The sequence below is a fragment of the Streptomyces sp. NPDC058525 genome (assembly GCF_042719495.1).
Classification (GTDB): Bacteria; Actinomycetota; Actinomycetes; order Streptomycetales; family Streptomycetaceae; genus Streptomyces.
Genome location: NZ_JBHXNP010000063.1, coordinates 13,484 through 32,480, shown reverse-complemented (window position 1 = coordinate 32,480; position 18,997 = coordinate 13,484). Strand labels below are relative to the sequence as shown.

General features: G+C 72.5%; 17 protein-coding genes. 11 read left to right on the top strand and 6 right to left on the bottom strand.

The annotated features are described in order from the left end of the window. Positions 1 to 199 precede the first annotated feature (199 nt). The 4 genes from ACFWP3_RS26575 to ACFWP3_RS26560 all read left to right on the top strand — a co-directional run bounded on the left by ACFWP3_RS26575 (position 200) and on the right by ACFWP3_RS26560 (position 4,113). Positions 200 to 1,360, top strand: a complete 1,161-nt coding sequence (locus tag ACFWP3_RS26575; protein ID WP_384225674.1) for a DegT/DnrJ/EryC1/StrS family aminotransferase — start codon at positions 200 to 202, stop codon at positions 1,358 to 1,360. After that, a complete protein-coding gene (locus ACFWP3_RS26570; RefSeq protein WP_384225671.1) occupies positions 1,357 to 2,439 on the top strand; it encodes a Gfo/Idh/MocA family protein in 1,083 nt (360 codons plus the stop codon). Before ACFWP3_RS26575 ends, ACFWP3_RS26570 begins: the two co-directional genes overlap by 4 nt. Positions 2,440 to 2,505: 66 nt before the next feature. Next, positions 2,506 to 3,198, top strand: coding sequence for an HAD-IA family hydrolase (locus tag ACFWP3_RS26565; RefSeq protein WP_384225669.1), 693 nt, complete (start codon positions 2,506 to 2,508; stop codon positions 3,196 to 3,198). A 15-nt stretch (positions 3,199 to 3,213) separates the two neighbouring features. Beyond that, complete coding sequence (locus ACFWP3_RS26560) at positions 3,214 to 4,113, top strand: ROK family protein (RefSeq protein WP_384225667.1); 900 nt, start codon at positions 3,214 to 3,216, stop codon at positions 4,111 to 4,113. A 4-nt stretch (positions 4,114 to 4,117) separates the two neighbouring features. Here ACFWP3_RS26560 and ACFWP3_RS26555 read toward each other — a convergent pair whose 3' ends face one another. Further along, entirely contained in the window at positions 4,118 to 5,752 is a 1,635-nt protein-coding gene (locus tag ACFWP3_RS26555; protein WP_384225665.1) for a bifunctional 3-(3-hydroxy-phenyl)propionate/3-hydroxycinnamic acid hydroxylase, read from the bottom strand. Between the two features lie 358 nt (positions 5,753 to 6,110). Between ACFWP3_RS26555 and ACFWP3_RS26550 the strand changes: the two genes are divergently transcribed. The 4 genes from ACFWP3_RS26550 to ACFWP3_RS26535 all read left to right on the top strand — a co-directional run bounded on the left by ACFWP3_RS26550 (position 6,111) and on the right by ACFWP3_RS26535 (position 10,009). Next, positions 6,111 to 6,857, top strand: a complete 747-nt coding sequence (locus ACFWP3_RS26550) for a class I SAM-dependent methyltransferase (RefSeq protein ID WP_384225662.1) — start codon at positions 6,111 to 6,113, stop codon at positions 6,855 to 6,857. Between the two features lie 146 nt (positions 6,858 to 7,003). Beyond that, on the top strand, positions 7,004 to 8,251 hold the full coding sequence (locus ACFWP3_RS26545) for a cytochrome P450 (protein WP_384225659.1): 1,248 nt from the start codon (positions 7,004 to 7,006) through the stop codon (positions 8,249 to 8,251). A 100-nt stretch (positions 8,252 to 8,351) separates the two neighbouring features. Further along, positions 8,352 to 9,158, top strand: a complete 807-nt coding sequence (locus tag ACFWP3_RS26540; protein ID WP_384225657.1) for a thioesterase II family protein — start codon at positions 8,352 to 8,354, stop codon at positions 9,156 to 9,158. Further along, positions 9,158 to 10,009 carry a metallophosphoesterase family protein gene (locus tag ACFWP3_RS26535; protein WP_384225654.1) on the top strand — a complete coding sequence of 284 codons (852 nt, stop codon included), beginning with the start codon at positions 9,158 to 9,160 and terminating at the stop codon, positions 10,007 to 10,009. The genes ACFWP3_RS26540 and ACFWP3_RS26535 overlap by 1 nt, the downstream gene beginning before the upstream one ends. A gap of 28 nt (positions 10,010 to 10,037) precedes the next feature. On the opposite strand, the gene ACFWP3_RS26530 is transcribed toward ACFWP3_RS26535, so the two are convergent. Next, positions 10,038 to 11,354 carry a LuxR C-terminal-related transcriptional regulator gene (locus ACFWP3_RS26530; protein ID WP_384225653.1) on the bottom strand — a complete coding sequence of 439 codons (1,317 nt, stop codon included), beginning with the start codon at positions 11,352 to 11,354 and terminating at the stop codon, positions 10,038 to 10,040. A 397-nt stretch (positions 11,355 to 11,751) separates the two neighbouring features. Between ACFWP3_RS26530 and ACFWP3_RS26525 the strand changes: the two genes are divergently transcribed. Then, positions 11,752 to 12,210, top strand: coding sequence for a type II 3-dehydroquinate dehydratase (locus ACFWP3_RS26525; RefSeq protein ID WP_384225650.1), 459 nt, complete (start codon positions 11,752 to 11,754; stop codon positions 12,208 to 12,210). Here ACFWP3_RS26525 and ACFWP3_RS26520 read toward each other — a convergent pair. After that, positions 12,207 to 13,010, bottom strand: coding sequence for a VOC family protein (locus ACFWP3_RS26520; protein ID WP_384225648.1), 804 nt, complete (start codon positions 13,008 to 13,010; stop codon positions 12,207 to 12,209). The two genes, ACFWP3_RS26525 and ACFWP3_RS26520, sit on opposite strands and share 4 nt — an antisense overlap. A gap of 174 nt (positions 13,011 to 13,184) precedes the next feature. Between ACFWP3_RS26520 and ACFWP3_RS26515 the strand changes: the two genes are divergently transcribed. Next, entirely contained in the window at positions 13,185 to 14,030 is an 846-nt protein-coding gene (locus ACFWP3_RS26515; RefSeq protein WP_384225645.1) for a sulfurtransferase, read from the top strand. A gap of 44 nt (positions 14,031 to 14,074) precedes the next feature. Here ACFWP3_RS26515 and sepH read toward each other — a convergent pair whose 3' ends face one another. Next, entirely contained in the window at positions 14,075 to 15,130 is a 1,056-nt protein-coding gene (gene sepH / locus ACFWP3_RS26510; protein ID WP_384225642.1) for a septation protein SepH, read from the bottom strand. Positions 15,131 to 15,625: 495 nt separating this feature from the next. Between sepH and ACFWP3_RS26505 the strand changes: the two genes are divergently transcribed. After that, the gene (locus ACFWP3_RS26505) at positions 15,626 to 16,396 is read left to right on the top strand and encodes a hypothetical protein (RefSeq protein WP_384225640.1); all 771 of its coding nucleotides are present in this window, start codon (positions 15,626 to 15,628) and stop codon (positions 16,394 to 16,396) included. A 17-nt stretch (positions 16,397 to 16,413) separates the two neighbouring features. Here the strand turns inward: ACFWP3_RS26505 and ACFWP3_RS26500 are convergent, their stop codons facing one another. After that, complete coding sequence (locus tag ACFWP3_RS26500) at positions 16,414 to 17,739, bottom strand: D-arabinono-1,4-lactone oxidase (protein WP_384225637.1); 1,326 nt, start codon at positions 17,737 to 17,739, stop codon at positions 16,414 to 16,416. After that, a complete protein-coding gene (locus ACFWP3_RS26495) occupies positions 17,693 to 18,946 on the bottom strand; it encodes an MFS transporter (protein WP_384225635.1) in 1,254 nt (417 codons plus the stop codon). The genes ACFWP3_RS26500 and ACFWP3_RS26495 overlap by 47 nt, the downstream gene beginning before the upstream one ends. Positions 18,947 to 18,997: the final 51 nt, after the last annotated feature.

Genomic DNA, 18,997 nt, shown 5'->3' with positions numbered 1-18,997 from the left:
TGCGGGCTCCCGTACAGAAGCTCTACATTGGACCGGTAATTCAGCTCTTTCTGACTGCACATGACGCTGCACGGGGCGGAGTGTGCGCCTCTTCCGCGAACTCGACGGAAAGTGCTCGTGCGCGCGCGTATTTCTCTGTGGCACGCTGCCCCGCCCGCTTCGCACCCCGCGTCGAGTCGGATCCATTACTTGGAGAAACATGAACGTGCGACAGGCGCCGGAATTCCCCCAGTGGCCCCAGTATGACGAGAGTGAGCGGGAAGGGCTCATCCGTGCACTCGAGCAGGGCCAGTGGTGGCGGATGGGCGGAAGCGAAGTCGACTCCTTCGAGCAGGAATTCGCCGAGCACCACGGCGCCGCCCACGCCCTCGCCGTCACGAACGGAACCCACGCCCTGGAGCTCGCCCTCCAGGTCATGGGCGTCGGACCGGGCTCCGAAGTGATCGTCCCGGCCTTCACCTTCATCTCGTCCTCCCAGGCGGCGCAGCGGCTCGGCGCCGTCGCCGTCCCGGTCGACGTCGACCCGGACACCTACTCCATCGACGTGGCCTCGGCCGCCGCCGCCGTGACCTCGCGGACCCGGGCGATCATGCCGGTGCACATGGCGGGCTTCCTCGCCGACATGGACGCGCTGGACAAGCTCTCCGCCGACACGGGCGTCCCGCTGCTCCAGGACGCCGCGCACGCCCACGGCGCCCGCTGGCAGGGCAAGCGCGTCGGCGAGCTCGGCTCCGTCGCCGCGTTCAGCTTCCAGAACGGCAAGCTGATGACCGCCGGAGAGGGCGGCGCCGTCCTGTTCCCGGACTCGGAGATGTACGAGAACGCCTTCCTGCGGCACAGCTGCGGACGGCCCCGTACCGACCGCCGCTACCGGCACGCGATCGCCGGCTCCAACCTGCGCCTGGGCGAGTTCTCGGCCGCGGTCCTGCGCGCCCAGCTGCGCCGCCTGGACGGCCAGATCGCCACCCGCCACGAGCGCTGGGCCGTGCTCTCCAAGCTCCTCGAATCCATCGACGGGGTGGTCCCGCAGCGCGGTGACGAGCGCACCGACGTCCCCTCGCACTACATGGCGATGTTCCGCGTGCCCGGCCTGGCCGAGGACGACCGCAACGCCCTGGTCGACCGGCTCGTGGCGGCCGGCCTGCCGGCCTTCGCGGGATTCCGCGCGATCTACCGCACCGACGCCTTCTGGGAGATCGGCGCGCCCGACACGACCCCGGACGAGCTCGCGGAGCGCTGCCCCCACTCGGAGGCCATCAGCCAGGACTGCATCTGGCTGCACCACCGCACGCTGCTCGGTACCGAGGAGGACATGCACCGGACCGCCGAGATCATCGCGCATGAGGTGAGCAACGCATGAGCGTCCGGGTGGCCATCGTCGGACTCGGCTGGGCCGGCCGGGAGCTGTGGCTCCCGCTGCTGCGCGAGCACGCCGACTTCGACGTGGTGGCCGTCACCGACACCGAACCGGCGGCGCGCGCGGCCTTCGACGGCACGCTCGGCATCCCCGTCCACGCGACGGTGGACGCCCTCGACGCCCGCTCCGTCGACCTCGCCGTCGTCGCCGTGCCCAACTTCCTGCACGCCCAGGTGGCCGCGGCCCTCCTCGGCAAGGGCATCTCCGTCTTCCTGGAGAAGCCGGTGTGCCTGACCTCCGACGAGGCCGACCTGCTGGCCGCCGCCGAACGCGCCGGCGGCGCCATGCTGCTGGCCGGCAGCGCCGCCCCGTACCGCAGCGACGTCGGCGCCCTGGCCGGCCTGGTTCCGGACCTGGGCCACATCCGGCACGTCGACCTGTCCTGGGTCCGGGCGCGCGGCATCCCCAAGGCCGGCGGCTGGTTCACCCAGCGCAGCAAGGCCGGCGGCGGCGTGCTGTTCGACCTTGGATGGCACCTGCTCGACACGCTCGCCTCGCTGCTCGGCCCGTCCCGCTTCACCCAGGTCGTCGGCGTCACCGCGAGCGACTTCGTGAACATCGGTTCGTGGAGCGCGGCCTGGCGGCAGGACCAGCCGGCGGCCGACTCCGGCGGCGACGTCGAGGACACCGCCCGGGGCTTCTTCGTCCGCGAGGACGGCGTCTCCGTGGCCCTGCACGCCAGCTGGGCCTCGCACGAGGCGCGGGACGTGTCCACGATCCAGGTCGTGGGCAGCGCCGGCACCGCCGAGCTGCGGTGCACCTTCGGCTTCAGCCCCAACCGCCAGCCGCAGCCGGTGCTGACGCTCACCCGCGAGGGCACCACCACGTCCGTCCCGGTGCCCGACGAGCCGATCGGCAACGAGTACCGGCGGCAGCTGGACGGCCTCGCCGGGATCCTGGGCGACCCCCGCAACCGCGGCCGGTCCATCGACGACGCCCGTACCACGGTCCGCGTCATCGAGGAGTTCTACGCGTCGGCCCGCTCCGCGCGCCCCCGCCACGCCGTGCCCGCCTACCGGTAGCCGGCACGGAAAGCCGGTCGACCACCGGTTCCAAGAGAACGAGCAGACGTACGGAGTGGGCATCACATGACAGTGACAACGGTACGGACGCCGCCGACGCAGACCCTTTCGTCGGCCAGGCGCGCCGTGATCTTCGACCTCGACGGGGTCATCGTCGACAGCTTCGCGGTGATGGAAGAGGCCTTCGCCATCGCCTACAAGGAGACCGTCGGCGAGGGCCCGGCGCCCTTCGAGGAGTACCGGCGCCACCAGGGCCGCTACTTCCCGGACATCATGCGGATCATGGGCCTCCCGCTGGAGATGGAGGAGCCCTTCGTCCGCGAGAGCTACCGGCTCGCCCCCCAGGTGCCGGTCTTCGAGGGCATCGTCGAGCTGCTGCTGACCCTGCGGGTGCGCGGGTACAAGCTCGCCGTGGCCACCGGCAAGAGCGGGCCCCGCGCCCGCTCCCTCCTCGACCAGCTGGGCCTGCTGCCCTTCTTCGACCACGTGATCGGCTCGGACGAGGTCGCCCACCCCAAGCCCGCCCCGGACATCGTGGAGCACGCCCTGGACCTGCTGGGGCTGCCGGCCGGCGCCGCCATCATGGTCGGCGACGCGCCGACCGACCTGGCCAGCGCCAAGGGCGCCGGCGTGGCCTCGGCCGCAGCGCTGTGGGCCGAGGTCGACGACGAGGACGCACTGCTGGCCGCTCAGCCGGGCGCCGTCCTGCACCGCCCGGCCGACCTGCTGGCGCTGTGCCCGTCCGTGCCCCGCGGCTGAGGGCCGGCCCCGGGCATGGAGAACGCACTTCACCTCGGCGTCGACATCGGGGGCACCAAGGTCGCCTTCCGGGTGGAGGCCGGCGCGCGCTGCGTGGACGAGTCCTCGTTCGCGTGGGGTCCGCGGCACAGCGCCGAACAGGACCTGGCCCAACTGGCCGGCCATGTCGCCGGGTTGCGCAGCCGCCTCGGAGCGCCGCTCCGGGCGGTGGGCGTGGCCATGCCCGGCACGGTCGGCCCGGACGGGCGGATCACCGCCTGGCCCAGCCGACCGGAGTGGAACGGGCTCGCACTGGACGCGTCGCTGCGCGCCCTGTTCCCCGAAGCGGCCGTGGCCTGGGCCGACGACGGTGACCTCGGCGCCCTCGCCGAGGCCCACGCCTCCGGCTGCGAGGACCTGCTCTACCTCGGCGTCGGCACCGGCATCGGCGGCGGCCTCGTCCTGCGGGGCGCACTGTGCCCCGGGCTCGGCCGCGGCTCGTTCGAGATCGGGCACGTGATCGTCGACATGGGCGGCGCGCACTGCGTCTGCGGCCGCCGGGGATGCCTCCAGGCGATCGCCTCCGGCCCGGCCACCCTGCGCCGCGCGGCCGAACTGCGCGGCGCCCCCGCCTCCTTCGAGGACCTGCGGCGGGGGCTGGACGGCGAGGAGCCGTGGGCCGTCACCGCGCTGGAGCGGACGAGCCGGGCTCTGGCCGCCGCGGTGTCCGGCGTCCAGGAACTGGTCCAGCCGCAGCTCGTCCTGATCGGCGGCGGCTTCGCGGCCGGTATCCCCGGGCTCGTCGGGACGGTCTCAGGCCACCTGGCCGAGCTCGCCCGGCCCGGCCGGCCCGCGCCGCCGGTGGAACCGGCGGCGCTGGGCGGCCTGTCGTCCTTGCGCGGGGCGGTGTCGCTCGCCCGGCTGGTCGCGCCCTGACCCGTCAGCCGGCCCGGTGCCCCGCACCGGCCGGCACCGCGGCCCGCAGCCGGTCCCGCAGGTCGTCGACCAGCGCCGCCGTCCCGTCCGGGCCGCCCGCCGCGCCGAAGACGTGGTAGTCGGGCCGCACGAGCAGCGAAGTGGCCCCGTACCGCGCCAGATACGGCCCGTAGACCTCGTCCGTGTCCGCCACGGCGACGACATCGCCCGCGGCCTCGGGCGCCTGCCCGGCCGGCAGCAGCCGCACCACGCGGGCGCCCAGCCCGGCGAGGAAGGCAAGCCGCTCCTCGTCGAGCAGGGTGTGCGGATCGTCGGTGGTCAGCAGGACGAAACCGCGGCCGACGACCTCGTCGAACAGCCCGCTGCCGGCCGGCCCGGCCACCCGCCCCTGCGGTACGACGGCACCCGCGGGCGCGGCGGCCGGCTCGGCCCCGTCCGCCCGGTGGAGCAGCCCGACGGCCAGCGGCTTCGCGGGCTCGGGCCGCCCGGCCGGCCGGCCGCGCCGGCCCGCCAGCACCGTGGCATCGCGCTCGGCGGCGGCCGCCGGGTCCGTCACGCAGATCATCCGGCCCAGCTGGACCGACGACAGGATCGCCTCCTTGGCCTGCGCACGGCGCTCCTCCGTATACGTGTCCAGCAGGGACTCGTCCGCGAGGCCGCGCAGCGTCAGGTCCAGCTTCCACGCCAGGTTGACGACGTCCCGGATGCCGGAGCACATGCCCTGCCCGGCGAACGGCGGCATGAGGTGGGCCGCGTCACCGGCCAGCAGGACGTGGCCCACCCGCCACTGGTCGGCCCAACGGGCCTGGAATATGTAGGTGGTGCTGCGCAGCAGCCTGGCCGTGTCGGGGGTGACGCCGAACGGCGCGAGCAGCCGCCACGCCGTCTCGTCGCGGTTGAGCTCGGCGGCGCTCTCGCCCGGCAGGCGCATGAACTCCCAGCGCCGGCGCCCCGGTCCGCTCGCCACCACCGTCGTGGGCCGGGCCGGATCGCAGATCTGCACGTTGGAGGGGGTGAACTCGCGCTGCTGGTGCAGCTCGACATCGCACAGCAGCCACTCGTAGGAGAACCCGAGGTCCGTGACCGGGACGTCGAGGCGGTCGCGCACGAAGCTGTTGGCGCCGTCGCATCCCACCACCCACCGCGCGGTGAGGACGCGCGTCGCCCCGTCGTCGTCGGACACCGTCACCTCCGCCCGCTCCGCGCCGTCGGAGATCCCCGTGACCTCGTGCCCGCGCAGCAGCGTGATGCCGGCAAGTCCCGCCACCCGGGCCGCGATCAGCTCCTCCAGAGCGGGCTGGTGCATCGTGTTGGCGTCGGGCCAGCCGTAGGGACCGGACGTGGTGAAGCCGATGTCCAGCAGCACCGCGCCGGCCGCGGTCTGCCACTGGTAGCCGTTGGCGGGCTCGGTGACGCGGCCGAGGTCCGGGCCGATCCCGGTGCCGGCCAGCAGCCGGGCCGTCTCCCCGTCGAAGCTGGTCGCCCGCGGAAGCCGGTACGGCCGGGGGCGGCGCTCGAGCACCGTCACCCGCCAGCCCTGCTGGGCGAGCAGCACCGAGAGCGCGGCACCGATCGGCCCGTTGCCCACGATGACGACGTCCGTGTCCGTCGGATTCGCGTGCGTATCGTGCGTTCGCATGGTTGGCATCGTGCCCCTCGTCGCATGCCGTGGGCAGATCAGCGAGAACTTCGAAAAACGGCGTCAAGGAAGACTTCACAGGTCCGCGCTGTTTGAAGGCTGAATTCCGCCACGCTGGAAAATTGCCAGAATAGTATTCCGGCGTTCTGGGCGTGTCAAGGAACGGGAAATACTATCAGGTTGGGGGATGGGCAGCCGGCCCGTCATGCCCTAAGAGGGGCCCGCGAATTCGAGTACGGCCTATCAGATCGGGGGATGGCCCGCCGGTGGTACCCGTCCTAGCGTGTGGAAGGACAATGCAAGGCGCGCGGGCCACCGCTGCCGGGCAATCTCGTTGAACAATTCGCTGGAGGCTCGTGTGACCGGAAATCAGGTTTCCGTGGAAAATCTCGACCTGGACGCCTTTTACGAGAGCTACAAGGGAGAAACCCGTGTCGGCCCCCCGGCGCCGTGGGACATCGGCGGTCCGCAGCCGGTCCTGATCGCGCTCGAGGAGTCGGGCGAGATCAAGGGTGACGTCCTCGACATCGGCTGTGGCCTCGGCGGCAACTCCATCTTCCTCGCCTCGCGCGGTCACAAGGTCACCGGCATCGACGCGGCGAAGACCGCCGTCCAGGAGGCCTCGAAGCGCGCCAAGGCCCAGGGCATCGAGGTCGACTTCACCGTCGCCGACGCCACCAGCCTGGAGGGCTTCGAGGGCCGCTTCGACACCGTCGTCGACAGCGCGCTCTACCACTGCCTGAACGAGCAGGGCCAGCGCGACTACATCGCCGCGCTGCACCGCGCCACGAAGCCCGGTGCCAAGCTGCACCTGTGGGTCTTCGCCGCCGAGGCGCACGCCCCGTTCCCCACCGTGCAGCGCGTCACCGAGGAGAACCTCCGCCGCAACGTCGGCGAGAAGTTCGAGATCACCTCGCTGCAGCTCGCGGAGTACGACACCACCCTCACCCACGAGGGGATCCGGGAGATGCTGGGCGTGAAGCCCGCCGAGGGTGCCCCCGACGCGCCCGTCGCCTTCGACCCGGCCTTCAAGTGGCCCGAGGAGGAGCTGGAGGGCGAGATCAAGGCTCCCGTCTGGCAGCTCACGGCCGTCCGCGCCGGCTGACGACAGCCGCCGCCAGGCCAACGGCCCGTTCCCGAGCGGGCCTCCACGCGGCCGGCTGCCGCTGCGGCAGCCGGCCGCGCCGCCGTCCCCGGACCGGCCCCCTCCGTCCCGGCCCGGCTCCCTCCTCGACCCGAAGGGGTAGACCCATGACCGCCACCGCCGAGAGTCCGGCCGCGCCGGTCGACCTGTTCTCGCCGGACCTGACAGCCGATCCGTTCGCCACGTACGCGCGGATGCGCGAGCAGGCGCCCCTGCTGGCCGGCTCGATGATGGGCGGGCCGCCGATGTGGCTGGTCACCCGCTACGAGGACGTGCGCCGGGTCCTCACCGACCCCTTGTTCCTCAACAACCCGGCATCGGTGCCGGGCAGCGCCCGGGGCCGGTTCACGGTCATGAAGGGCGTCTCGTCCGACGTGGTCGAGTACCTCTCCGGCAAGCTGATCGAGATCGACGGCGCCGACCACCTCCGGCTGCGGAGGCTGGTCTCCAAGGCGTTCACCGCGCGGCGGGTCGCCGGGCTGCGCCCGCGGATCGAGGAGATCACCGCGAAGCTCCTCGACCGGATGGCCGAGGCGGGCCGCGACGGCACCCCGGTGGACCTCGTCGAGTCGTTCTGCTTCGAGCTGCCGGCGACCGTCATCTGCGAACTGGTCGGGATCGACGAGGCCGACCGCGCCGACTGGTACGGCTGGGGCCGCGCCCTGATGGCGCCCATGGAACACGCCGAGCGCCTCCCCACCGTCTTCCGCGAGTGCGCCGACCACCTGTTCGCCGTGATCGCGAGCCGCCGCGCCGAGCCGCGCGACGACCTGATCACCGCACTCGTACAGGTCCAGGAGGACGACGGCGACCGTCTCACCGACCGGGAAATGGTCAAGCTCGTCTTCACCCTGGTGCTCGCCGGGCACGAGACGACGATGCACCTGATCGGCAATTCGGTGCTGACCCTGCTCGAACACCCGGACCAGCTCGCCCTGTTGCGCGAGGACCCGGCCCGGTGGCCGCAGGCGGTGCTGGAGCTCATGCGCCTGGGGCCCACCCAGTTCGGCAACCCCCGCTACCCGGCCGAGGAGGTCGAGCTCGGCGGCGTGACGATCCCCGCGGGCGCGCCGGTCCTCCCGCTGATCCTGTCCGCGAACACCGACCCGCGCAGGTTCGGCTGCCCCGAGCGGATGGACATGGGCCGGGAGACCGGGACGGGCCACCTCGGGTTCGGGCAGGGAGCCCACTACTGCCTCGGTGCGCCGCTGGCCCTCCAGGAGGCGGAGGTGGCGCTGAGCGCCCTGTTCGCCCGGTTCCCCGACCTGTCGCTGGCCGTGCCGCGCGAGGAGGTCCCGTGGGTGCTGCGGACCGGTTTCACCGCGGTCGCCACGCTCCCGCTGCGGCTCGGCTGAGCCCGCCTATCAGATCGGGGGATGCCCGGCCGGTCCCGCCTGTCCTACGCTCCTGAAAAGATGTAGCGCCAAGGGATGTTCCCGAAAGGAATCACTGGCCGTGCCCCAAGCAGCGGAGCAATTCGAGAAGTGGCTGCGCCGGTCCCACCCGGCGCCGGACAGCGGGGTCCGCCTCGTGTGCCTGCCGCACGCCGGCGGATCGGCGAGCTTCTACTTCCCGATGTCCAAGGCGCTCGCGCCCGCGGTGGAGGTCCTGGCCGTCCAGTACCCGGGGCGCCAGGACCGGCGGGGCGAGCCGAACATCCCCAGCCTTCCCGACCTGGCCGACCGGATCTTCGAGGCCGTCCGCAGCCTCGACGAGAAGCCCCTGGCCCTGTTCGGCCACAGCATGGGGGCCGTCCTGGCCTACGAGGTCGCGCTGCGCATGCAGGACGCCGGACTCCCCTCGCCCGTGAGGCTCTTCACCTCCGGACGCAGGGCCCCCTCCTGCGAGCGCGACGAGGGCGTCCACACGCAGTCGGACGAGCACATGGTCGCCGAGCTCCGCAAGCTCAGCGGCACCAGCGCGGCCATGCTGAACGATCCCGAACTGCTCGAAATGATCATGCCGGCGATCCGCAGCGACTACCGTGCGGTGGAGACGTACCGGTACGAGCCCGGCCGGCGGCTGGACTGCCCGGTCACCGTCCTCACCGGGGACAGCGACCCCCGGGTCTCGATCGAGGAAGCGGCGGCCTGGGAGAACCACACCGACGGGCCGACGGACCTTCACGTCCTGCCGGGCGGCCACTTCTACCTCGCCGAGCAGAACGCGCGCGTGGCCGCACTGGTGGCCCGGCGCCTGGACGGCGGGCGCGCCGACGCGTACGCGGGAAGCGGTCTCGCGAGCGCCGAGGGGAGCGGGTGATGGCAGGTACCGCCGGAGGCACCGGCCGGCTGCTGGCCATCAGCGACCTCCACCTCAACTACGCGGAGAACCGCGCCCTGGTCGAGGGGATGACACCCGAGTCGGACGAGGACTGGCTGCTGGTCGCCGGGGACGTGGCCGAGACCGCGGCCGACGTCCGCTGGTGCCTGAAGACCTTCGCGAGCCGCTTCCGCAAGGTCGTCTGGGTCCCCGGCAACCACGAGCTGTGGACCCACCCGAGCGACACCGTCACCCTGCGCGGCGTCGCCCGCTACGAGCACCTGGTCGAGCTGTGCCGCGAACTGGGCGTCACCACCCCCGAGGACCCCTACCCGGTCTGGGAGGGGCCGGACGGCCCCGTCGCCGTGGCGCCGCTGTTCCTCGGGTACGACTACTCCTTCCTGCCCGCCGGCTGCACCACCAAGGAGGAGGGGCTGGCCTACGCGCACGAGACCGGAGTCGTCTGCCAGGACGAGTACGTACTGCACCCCGACCCCTACCCGAGCCGCGAGGCCTGGTGCCGGGCCAGGGTCGCCGAGACCGAGCGCCGGCTCGCCGAGATCCCCGAAGACCTCCCCACCGTGCTCGTCAACCACTACCCGCTCGACCGGCACCCGACGGACGTCCTGTGGTACCCGGAGTTCGCCATGTGGTGCGGGACCCGGCTGACCGCCGACTGGCACCGCAGGTTCCGCGTGGCCGCCATGGTCTACGGCCACCTCCACATTCCGCGGACCACCTACCACGAGGGCGTCCGCTTCGAGGAGGTGTCCGTGGGCTACCCCCGCGAGTGGCGCAAGCGCCCCGGTGGAGCGCCCGGAAAACTCCGCCGGATCCTGCCGGCGGAGTGACCCGGTGTCCAGCGGCTGCCGCCCGGCGTCACCCCGGGGAAGCGGGCTCGGCGGCGGCGTCCGAAAGACGGCTCCACGTCCGCGTCAGTTCCACACGGGAAGCCACGTTCAGCTTGCGGAAGATCTTCTTCAGGTGGAAGGCCACCGTGTGGCCGGAGATGAACAGGTGCTCGCCGACCTGCGAGTTGGTGAACCCGTGGCTCACCAGCTCGGCCACGGCGGCCTCCGTCTCGGTGAGGGAGCCCGTGTTCACCCCGTCCTGGCTGACGTAGCGCGGATAGCGGCCCCGCCGCACTCCGAGCCCGCGGAGCCTGCTGACGACCCGTCGGGCGTCGCGCGGCGCACCGGCGTTCGTGTAGCCGTCCACCGCCCGTTCGAGGACCTCGACCGCCCGGTCGCGTTCCCGGTCCAGGTCGGCGAGCAGGTTCCCGGCGTCCTCGAAGGCGGACGCGCCGGCCCACGGGTCCAGGTGCGACTCGCCCGCGGAGACGAGCCGTTCGGGACTCTCCTCGAGCAGCCCGCGGGCGTGCGAGGCCGCCGCCTCCATCGAGCGGAGCCCGCCGTTGCGCGCCGCGAGGCCGGAAGCCTCGGCCGCCACCCGCTGGGCGAGGGAGGCGTCACCCAGCTCCCTGGTGGCCCGTACGAGCCAGGCGGCGGCGGCCGGCTGCGAGGCCAGCAGCTCCAGGACGAGCTGGTCGTCCGTGATGATGCCCACGATGAAATGAGCGGCGCTCTTCGCACCGCCCTGCACCTCCAGCAGCTGGGCCGCGGCCCAGGCGTACTGACCGGGCCGGTCGGTCGTCCGGCCCAGCAGGGCGTCGTCGCGCAGCTGGTCCACGAACTCCAGGCTCACGCTCACGTTGCCCTGGCGCAGCGCGCTGAGCGCCATCACCGTGTGCGCGTCGGGAAGCAGGCAACGCAGGCCGGCCTGCCGCGCCTTGCGCACGCCCCGGCCCACCGCTTCGACAGCGGCGGCCACGTCCCCCTGCGCGAGCGCGAGGTCTCCCGCGCACACCAGCGAAGCCGCCACCAGCCCCTCGGTGTCCCGGGCGCCGACCGTCAGCTCCTCCACACGGGCCAGCGAACGCGCCGCGGCGACCGGTTCGCGGACTCTGACGAGCAGTGAGGAATGCCAGATCGTGGCCGGCCCTATGCAGGTGCCGGCGCACGCGGGGTGACCCTGGCTCGCCGCGTCCGACAGACGCAGTGCGTCCGTCAGGTCGCCGCGGGACCAGGCGGAAAAGGAGAGCGAGGAGAGCCGGACCGTTTCGCAAGAGTCGCTGTCGCAAGCCCGCATGGCGGAGAAAGCAGGCGGCAGCTCCAACCGGAACAGAGAATCGAGCATCACATCTCCTGTCAGGGGATCATCATTCACGCCGCGTCGTTCCCGTGGTGGTACCGGCAGATTTCTCGGCGGAGCCTAGGCGGCGGTGGCTCAGGAACCCCTCGAGAGGCGATCGGGATCGGCCGAACAGCGACCGGTTCGGGGCGGTTCGCGGGCCGCGCGCGGACTGCGGCGGACCCGTTCGCGCCAGGGTGCCCGCGGGATCCGCCCCGAACCGGGCGTACGGGGCGGACGAGGCGGTCTCCAGTACGACCCGAGCCGATGTCGAGCGGGCGTACGGCAGTTCCTCGAGAAAGCCGGCTGGAACTATCAGCTCTGATGATGGCGCCGCGCCGGCGGCGCCGAGACCATGGACGGGGTCCGGAATTCGGCGGCGATGTGAAGAACGAGGTGTCCCTTGAGTGCCGTACTTCTCTTGAACGGTCCCAATCTGGGAATTCTGGGACGGCGCGAGCCGGAGATATACGGCACCGACACGCTGGCCGACATCGAGAAGGCGGTCGCCGAAGAGGTGGCCGTCAAAGGATGGGACGTCGTCTCCGTCCAGAGCGACTCGGAAGGCGACCTCGTGCGCGCCGTCCACGACCACCACGACTCCACCGTCGGCGCCATCGTCAATCCGGGCGCGCTCATGATCGCCGGATGGAGCCTGCGCGACGCCCTGGCGAGCTATTCACCGCCCTGGATCGAGGTGCACCTCAGCAACGTCTGGGCCCGCGAGCAGTTCCGGCACGAGTCGGTGATCGCCCCGCTGGCCGGCGGAGTGGTGGTCGGTCTGGGCTCCTTCGGCTACCGACTGGCCGCCAAGGCACTGCTGCACCTGTCCGAGGCGGCCACGACCGGGCCCCGCAGCTAGTCCGAGGCCACCGCCCGCGCCCGCGACCGGACGAGCGCGAAGACCGCGCCCTCCGGGTCCGCGACCGTGGCGACCCGGCCGATGAGGCCCTCGCGCGGCGGCTCCAGGATCCGGCCGCCCAGATCGCCGACCCGGGCCGCGGCCGCGTCGGTGTCCTCGACCTCGAAGTACGCCATCCAGTGCGGGCCGCGGTCGTGCGGCAGCGAGCGGCCGACCCCGTGCACGGCGGCCACCGGGCGGCCCTCCAGGTGCAGGGTCACGTAGTCGAAGTCGTCCGAGGCGGTGGAGTGCGTCTGCGGCTCGTGGCCGAAGACGTGCTCGTAGAACTTGCCCACCGTCGAGGTGTCCTGGGTGACCAGCTCGTTCCAGACCGGGGTGCCCGGGGCGCCGTGCAGCCGGGTGCCCATGTGGCTCTCCGCCTGCCACAGCCCGAAGATCGCGCCCAGCGGGTCGGAGCAGATCGCCACCCGCCCCGCGACGCCCGCGTCCAGCGGGCCCACCGCGACCGTCCCGCCGCACGAGCGGATCGTCTCTGCCGTGGCGTCGGCGTCGTCCGTGGCCAGATACGTGGTCCAGGCGACCGGAAGATGGCGGTCCGGCGGCATCTCGCCGATGCCGGCCACCTCGCGCCCGTCCAACAGGGCCCGTACGTAAGGGCCGAGCTGCTCGGGGCCCGGTTCGTACTCCCAGCCGAACAGGTCGGCGTAGAAGTCCTCGGTGGTCCCGAGGCCGTGCACCATGAGGCTCACCCAGCACGGGGTGCCGGGCGTGCGCCGCGTTGCCTTAGCTGCCTCGGTCATGTCAACCGTCTCCTCCGTCGTGCCGTTGCCGCTGCTGATGCTTCCACTCCGGGAGGCCCGGCGCGCCCCGACCGCGCCGCACGTTCGGGGCCCGGGAGGAGATGACCGGATCGGTGCGCCCCGGCGGTGACGGGCTTGTTACGCGGGTGTCGGGCGGGGAGGAAGATGGCCCGTATGACTGCGACACAAGCGATCCTCTCCGCTGCCGAACTCATGAGCGAGCTGGCCGGTTCCCGGCCTCCCGTGCTGCTGGACATCCGCTGGCAGCTGGGAGGCCCCGATCAGCGCCCCGCGTACGAGGCCGGGCACCTGCCCGGCGCGGTGTACGTCGACCTCGACCGCGAACTGGCTGGTCCGGCCGGGTCGGGCGGGCGCCACCCGCTGCCGGAGCCGGAGGCCTTCGGGGCGGTGATGCGCCGGGCCGGGGTCTCGGCGGACGTCCCGGTGGTCGTGTACGACGGCGGCCAGGGCTGGTCGGCCGCCCGGGCGTGGTGGCTGTTGCGCTGGACGGGTCACGGGGACGTACGGGTCCTGGACGGCGGCCTGGCCGCGTGGACGTCAGCGGGGGGTGACGTGTCGGCCGACCGGGTGATTCCCGCGGAGGGCGATTTCAAGCCAAATCCGGGGGCCGTCGGGCTGCTCGACGCGGACGGAGCGGCCGCGCGGGCGCGTGCGGGGGTGCTCCTGGACGCGCGTGCGGGGGAGCGGTACCGCGGTGAGGTCGAGCCGATCGATCCGGTCGGCGGCCACATCCCGGGCGCGCTCTCGGCCCCGACCACGGAGAACATGGGTCCGGACGGCCGGTTCCTGCCGGCCGACGCCCTGCGGGCACGCTTCGCCGCACTCGGTGCCGCGGGCGGCGCGCCGGTGGGCGTGTACTGCGGATCGGGGGTGTCCGCCGCCCACGAGGTGCTGGCGCTGGAGGTCGCGGGCATCGCCTCGGACCTCTACGCGGGCAGCTGGTCGCAGTGGTCCTCCGACCCGGCCCGCCCGGTGGCCACGGGCCCGGAGCCGCAGTAGCGGCGGATCCGGGCCCGGGCGGGTTCGTGCCTACTCCTGGCGCGTCACTCCTGCTGCTTCTTGCGCCGGGTGCCGAAGACGATCTCGTCCCAGCTGGGAACCGCCGCCCGGCGCCCGGGGCGGACGCCGTCCGCCTCGGCCTGCCGGTCCGTGGTCCCCGTCAGCCGGTCGCGGTGGCCGGCCACCGTACGGGGCATCAGGACATCGGCGTACGCCGAGCCCGCGCCCGCCGAAGCGGCCGGAGCCGGCGGTTCCTCCGCCTCGTCCTCCGGCGCCGGGGGTTCCGGAGTCCGCTCCGGGACCACCATGTCGCCGCGGAAGCTCGGCACCGCCTCCAGCAGGCTGGTCAGCGTGTCGCGCTCCTCCTCCGGATCCGGCTGCGGAGCGGTCGGCCGTTCCAACTGGCGGTCGAGCGCGCGGTCCAGCGGCCGGTCGCGCGGCAGCCGCGCGATCCTCGGCACGAAGGGGAAGCTGGGCTCCGGCGCGGCGGGCAGGTCGTCGGACTCGCCGATCAGCGAGCGCGCCTCGTCGTCCACGGCCACGACCAGCCGGCGCGGCGGGTCGTAGGTCCAGCTCGCCGAGTGCGGCTCACCGGCGACCAGGTAGACGAGGAGGACCTCCCACGTGCCGTCGTCGCGGCGCCAGGAGTCCCACTGCACGGACTCCTTCTCGGCCCCGCGCAGCGTGAGCCGCTCCTGCACGGCCTCGCCGAGCTGGGGTCCGGTGTTCTCGCCGGGACGGCGCACGGGTGTCTTGCGGGCGCGCTCGGCCATGAACGCGCGCTCGGCGAGCACCGGGCCCTCGAAGCGGCGTACGCGGTCGACGGGGATGCCGGCGAGTTGAGCGACCTCCTCCGCGGAGGCACCGGCCCGTATGCGGGCCTGGATGTCGCGGGGGCGGAGGTGGCTCTCCACCTCGATCTCGATCTGGTTCAGGCGCGCGCGGTCGTTGCGTACGGCGGCCCGCAGCCGTTCGTCGATCGGAAGCGTGTACTCCGTGCTGTCCCCAGCCTTGAGCACCAGTCGTGTGCCGTCATTTGAGACGGCCACGACACGCAGTTCGGGCATGGGGACCTCCCGGGTGGTGCCTGCCGACGTCACGTGCGTCGCTGCTTCCGCTAGTCGAGTGTGGCCTGCCCGGGTGCAGCCTGCCACAACCTTGCCGAGTTAAACCGGCGTGTCGGGCATGCGCCCTTGATCGCCGTTATGGCACGGTTACCTGTTGGGCACGCACAGTGACCGAACGATTACTGTGCGCAGCAGGCACCCGTGCGATACCGCGGCATCACCGGTCTTCGAGTGCCGTTCTCCATCAACCGGCCCCCTCTCCCGAGTCCGGACATCCGAAAGGAAGGACGGCCCCAGGGCTCGTCACAGTACTCCATTCGGGCCACCTGGGTGGACCGCCGCGCCGCCGAAGTTCTCCCGGACGGCGGGAGTTGGCCTGCCCTCCAACGGGCTCCACCTGCACCCGTGTCCGTTTCCGGGTGTCTTGCTTCACACAATCCACAGAAACGGAACTAATCGTTTCGCCCGGGTGTCAGTAACTCCTGAAGGCTTCCGGCGCGGGAGAGGCAGGACACACAGGGGATGGCGATGGGTCAGAAGTCGGCGCACGACACCGAACCGGAGAAGAAGAAGCTCGACCTGAGCGCCGCTCAGGTGGCCGGCAGCTCGCTCGCCACCGTCGCGGCCGCCCTCCTCGCCTCGCAGATGGGGGTCTACGGGACCATCCTCGGCGCCGGCGTGGTCAGCGTCGTCGCCACCGCCGGCGGCCCCGTCATCCAGCACTTCTTCCGGCGCACCGGCGACCAGCTGCGCGAGACCGCCCGCCCCAGGGCCCGCCAGGTACCGCTGCCCGAGGACACCGCGCCCTCCGGGGAGTTCGGCGAGGCCACCGTGCACGGCACCCGGATCCGGGGCTGGAAGCGCACGGCGGTGGCCTCCGGGCTGGCCTTCGCCATCGCCATCGGCGGCATCGGCGCGTACGAGACGCTCACCGGCGACTCGGTCAGCCGCGACCACCGCACCGTGCTGTCCGGGGGTACGGCGAAGGACCGCAACAGCCAGGGCGAATCGCCGAGGAAACTCCCCGGCGAGAACGGCGAGAACGGCGAGAACGGCGAGAACGGCAGGCAGGGCGGCGACGAGCCGGGCCGGGACAAGAAGGGCGGCACGGGCGAGCCCACCCCCGCAACCTCCCCGGAGCCCTCGCACTCGCCCGGCGGCAGCCCCTCGCCCGACCCGGGCCCGTCCCGCCCGGTCGACCCGACGCCCAGCCCGTCCCCGTCGAAGCACACCCCGTCGCCCCCGCCCACACCGACGCCGAGCACGCAGCCGTCGGCGCAGGGGTCCGCCACTCCCTGATCCGGCAAGGGCAAGGCCTAGTCGCCCAGGACCCGCCGCAGGTAGTCGTTGCCGAACCGCCGGTCAGGGTCGAGCCGGTCGCGGAGCGCGGTGAACTCGGCGAAGCGCGGATAGACCCCGGCGAAGTACTCCGCGTCCCGCGTGTGCACCTTGCCCCAGTGCGGCCGGCCGCCGTGCGCGGTGAAGATGCGCTCGGCCGCCGTGAAGTAGGCCTGGTACGGGGTGCCCCGGTACATGTGCACCGCGATGTAGGCCGTCTCGCGCCCCGAGGCCGTCGACAGCGTGATGTCGTCCGCCGGGGCCGTCCGCACCTCGACCGGGAAGCTGACGCGCAGTCCGGAGCGGTCGACCATCGCCCGCAGCTCCCGCAGCGCCCCGACCACCTGCTCGCGCGGGAGTGCGTACTCCATCTCCACGAACCGGACCCGGCGCGGGCTGGTGAACACCTTGTACGGGATGTCGGTGTACGTGCGCGCCGACAGGGCGCGGCTGGCCACGCGGGCTATGGCGGGGATGGTGGCCGGGACCGCGCGGCCCAGCGAGTTCACCGCCTGGAAGACGCCGTTGGACAGCAGCTCGTCCTCGATCCAGGCGCTCACCGGCCCGGGCGGGGCCGCGGGGCCTTGGCTGCGGTTGTTCCGCTTGGTGTTGCAGTTGCCGGTGTGCGGGAACCAGTAGAACTCGAAGTGCTCGTTCTCCGCGAAGTGCTGGTCGAACTCGGCCGTCACCCGGTCGAAGCCCATGGGTTCCTCACGGGCGGTCAGGAAGAAGACCGGTTCGACGGCGAAGGTGAGCGAGGTGACGATGCCGAGCGCCCCGATGCCGATCCGGGCCGCCGCGAAGACCTCGGGGTTCTCCTTCTCCGAGCACGTCAGCAGCGTGCCGTCGGCCGTGACCAGCTCCAGAGCGCGGATCTGGGCGGCGATGGAGGCGGAGTCGCGGCCGGTGCCGTGGGTGCCCGTGCTGGTGGCCCCGGAGACCGTCTGCTCCATGATGTCGCCCATGTTCGTGAGCGACAGGCCCTCCTTGGCCAGGGCCACGTTCAGGTCCTTCAGGACCGTGCCCGCCGCCACCGTGACGGTCCCGGCGGCCCGGTCGAGCGACCGGATCCCGGCCAGCGCCTGGGGGCGGACGAGCACCCCGTCGGTCGCGGCGGCCGCGGTGAAGGAGTGGCCGGTGCCGACCGCCTTCACCCGCAGTCCCTGTTCGGCGGCCCGGCGGACCGCCTCCTGGAGCTCCCCGACCGAGGCCGGGGTCACCGTGCGCGCGGGCGTGGCGGAGACGTTGCCCGCCCAGTTACGCCACGCGGTCTGGCTGTTCTGCCCTGCTGTCGCCGTCCCCATCGGTGGCTGGCTCCTCCCCTTGCGCCGGCTGCGTCAGCCGGCGGTATCCCGCGAACGCAACCGCCGCCGCGGCCGCCCCCGACGCGATGGAGACGACGAACCCGCGCTGCGCGCCCGCCGCGTCGATGACCAGACCGGTCACCGACGAGCCGACCGCGACGCCGACCGCGAGGCCGGTGCTGATCCAGGTCATGCCCTCGGTCAGCTTCGCGCGTGGTACGTGCGCCTCGATCAGGGCCATCGTGGTGATCATCGTGGGAGCGATGGCGAGGCCCGAGACGAAGAGCGCCACGGCCAGAAACGGAAGGTTCCCGGCCAGTAGGAGGGGGATCATACTCACGGCCATCGCACATACGCCCAGTACCCACCGGAGTTCGGCCCGGCCCTTGAGGTGGAGCAGGCCGAAGACGATTCCGGCGATACAGGACCCTGCCGCCCAGATCGCCAGGATGAAGCTGGCCCAGGACTTGTGGCCCTGCTCCTCGGCGAAGGCCAGGGTGGACACGTCGATGGAACCGAAGATCGCGCCGGTCGCCACGAAGGTGAGCGTCAGCACCTGGAGGCCGGGGGAGCGCAGCGCCGAGGTGCGGTCCCCGCCCTCGCTGCGGGGGTGCGGCGCGGGCTCGGTGGAGCGCTGCGCGGTGAGCAGCCAGACGCCCACCAGCAGGCAGAGGGCGGCGATCAGCGGACCGGCCTCGGGGAACCAGGTGGTGGACAGGCCGATGGCGATGATCGGGCCGAAGATGAAGCAGACCTCGTCGACCACGGACTCGAAGGAGTACGCCGTGTGCAGTTCGCGCGGGGAGTCCTGGTAGATCACGGTCCACCGGGCGCGGATCATCGAGCCGACGCTCGGCACGCAGCCGGCGACCGCGGCGAACACGAAGAGCGTCCAGTCGGGCCACCCGTTCGCGGCGGCGATCAGCAGCGCGCCGACCGCGGCGACGGAGATCAGGGTGGCGGGGCGCAGGACCCTGCGCTGGCCGTACTGGTCGACCAGCCGCGAGACCTGCGGGCCTATCACGGCGGCGGCCAGGGCGAGGGTGCCGGTGAGGGCGCTCGCCATCGCGTAGCGGCCGGTGATCTCGGAGATCATCGTGAGGATGCCGACCCCGACCATGGATATCGGGATGCGGCCTATGAGGCCGGCGGCGCTGAACCCCTTGGTGCCGGGGGCCGCGAAGATGGCGCGATAGGGACTGGGCAAGGGGTCTCCGTAAGGGACGTCATCGGCCCATACAGGTTACGACTGCTGACA

What these genes read in the sequence shown, in the direction of transcription:
- ACFWP3_RS26575 (WP_384225674.1), top strand. Translation starts at nt 200, where the DNA reads ATGAACGTGCGACAGGCGCCGGAATTCCCCCAGTGGCCCCAGTATGAC.
- ACFWP3_RS26570 (WP_384225671.1), top strand. Translation starts at nt 1,357, where the DNA reads ATGAGCGTCCGGGTGGCCATCGTCGGACTCGGCTGGGCCGGCCGGGAG.
- ACFWP3_RS26565 (WP_384225669.1), top strand. Translation starts at nt 2,506, where the DNA reads ATGACAGTGACAACGGTACGGACGCCGCCGACGCAGACCCTTTCGTCG.
- ACFWP3_RS26560 (WP_384225667.1), top strand. Translation starts at nt 3,214, where the DNA reads ATGGAGAACGCACTTCACCTCGGCGTCGACATCGGGGGCACCAAGGTC.
- ACFWP3_RS26555 (WP_384225665.1), bottom strand. Translation starts at nt 5,752, where the DNA reads ATGCGAACGCACGATACGCACGCGAATCCGACGGACACGGACGTCGTC.
- ACFWP3_RS26545 (WP_384225659.1), top strand. Translation starts at nt 7,004, where the DNA reads ATGACCGCCACCGCCGAGAGTCCGGCCGCGCCGGTCGACCTGTTCTCG.
- ACFWP3_RS26535 (WP_384225654.1), top strand. Translation starts at nt 9,158, where the DNA reads ATGGCAGGTACCGCCGGAGGCACCGGCCGGCTGCTGGCCATCAGCGAC.
- ACFWP3_RS26530 (WP_384225653.1), bottom strand. Translation starts at nt 11,354, where the DNA reads ATGCTCGATTCTCTGTTCCGGTTGGAGCTGCCGCCTGCTTTCTCCGCC.
- ACFWP3_RS26520 (WP_384225648.1), bottom strand. Translation starts at nt 13,010, where the DNA reads ATGACCGAGGCAGCTAAGGCAACGCGGCGCACGCCCGGCACCCCGTGC.
- ACFWP3_RS26515 (WP_384225645.1), top strand. Translation starts at nt 13,185, where the DNA reads ATGACTGCGACACAAGCGATCCTCTCCGCTGCCGAACTCATGAGCGAG.
- ACFWP3_RS26505 (WP_384225640.1), top strand. Translation starts at nt 15,626, where the DNA reads ATGGGTCAGAAGTCGGCGCACGACACCGAACCGGAGAAGAAGAAGCTC.
- ACFWP3_RS26500 (WP_384225637.1), bottom strand. Translation starts at nt 17,739, where the DNA reads ATGGGGACGGCGACAGCAGGGCAGAACAGCCAGACCGCGTGGCGTAAC.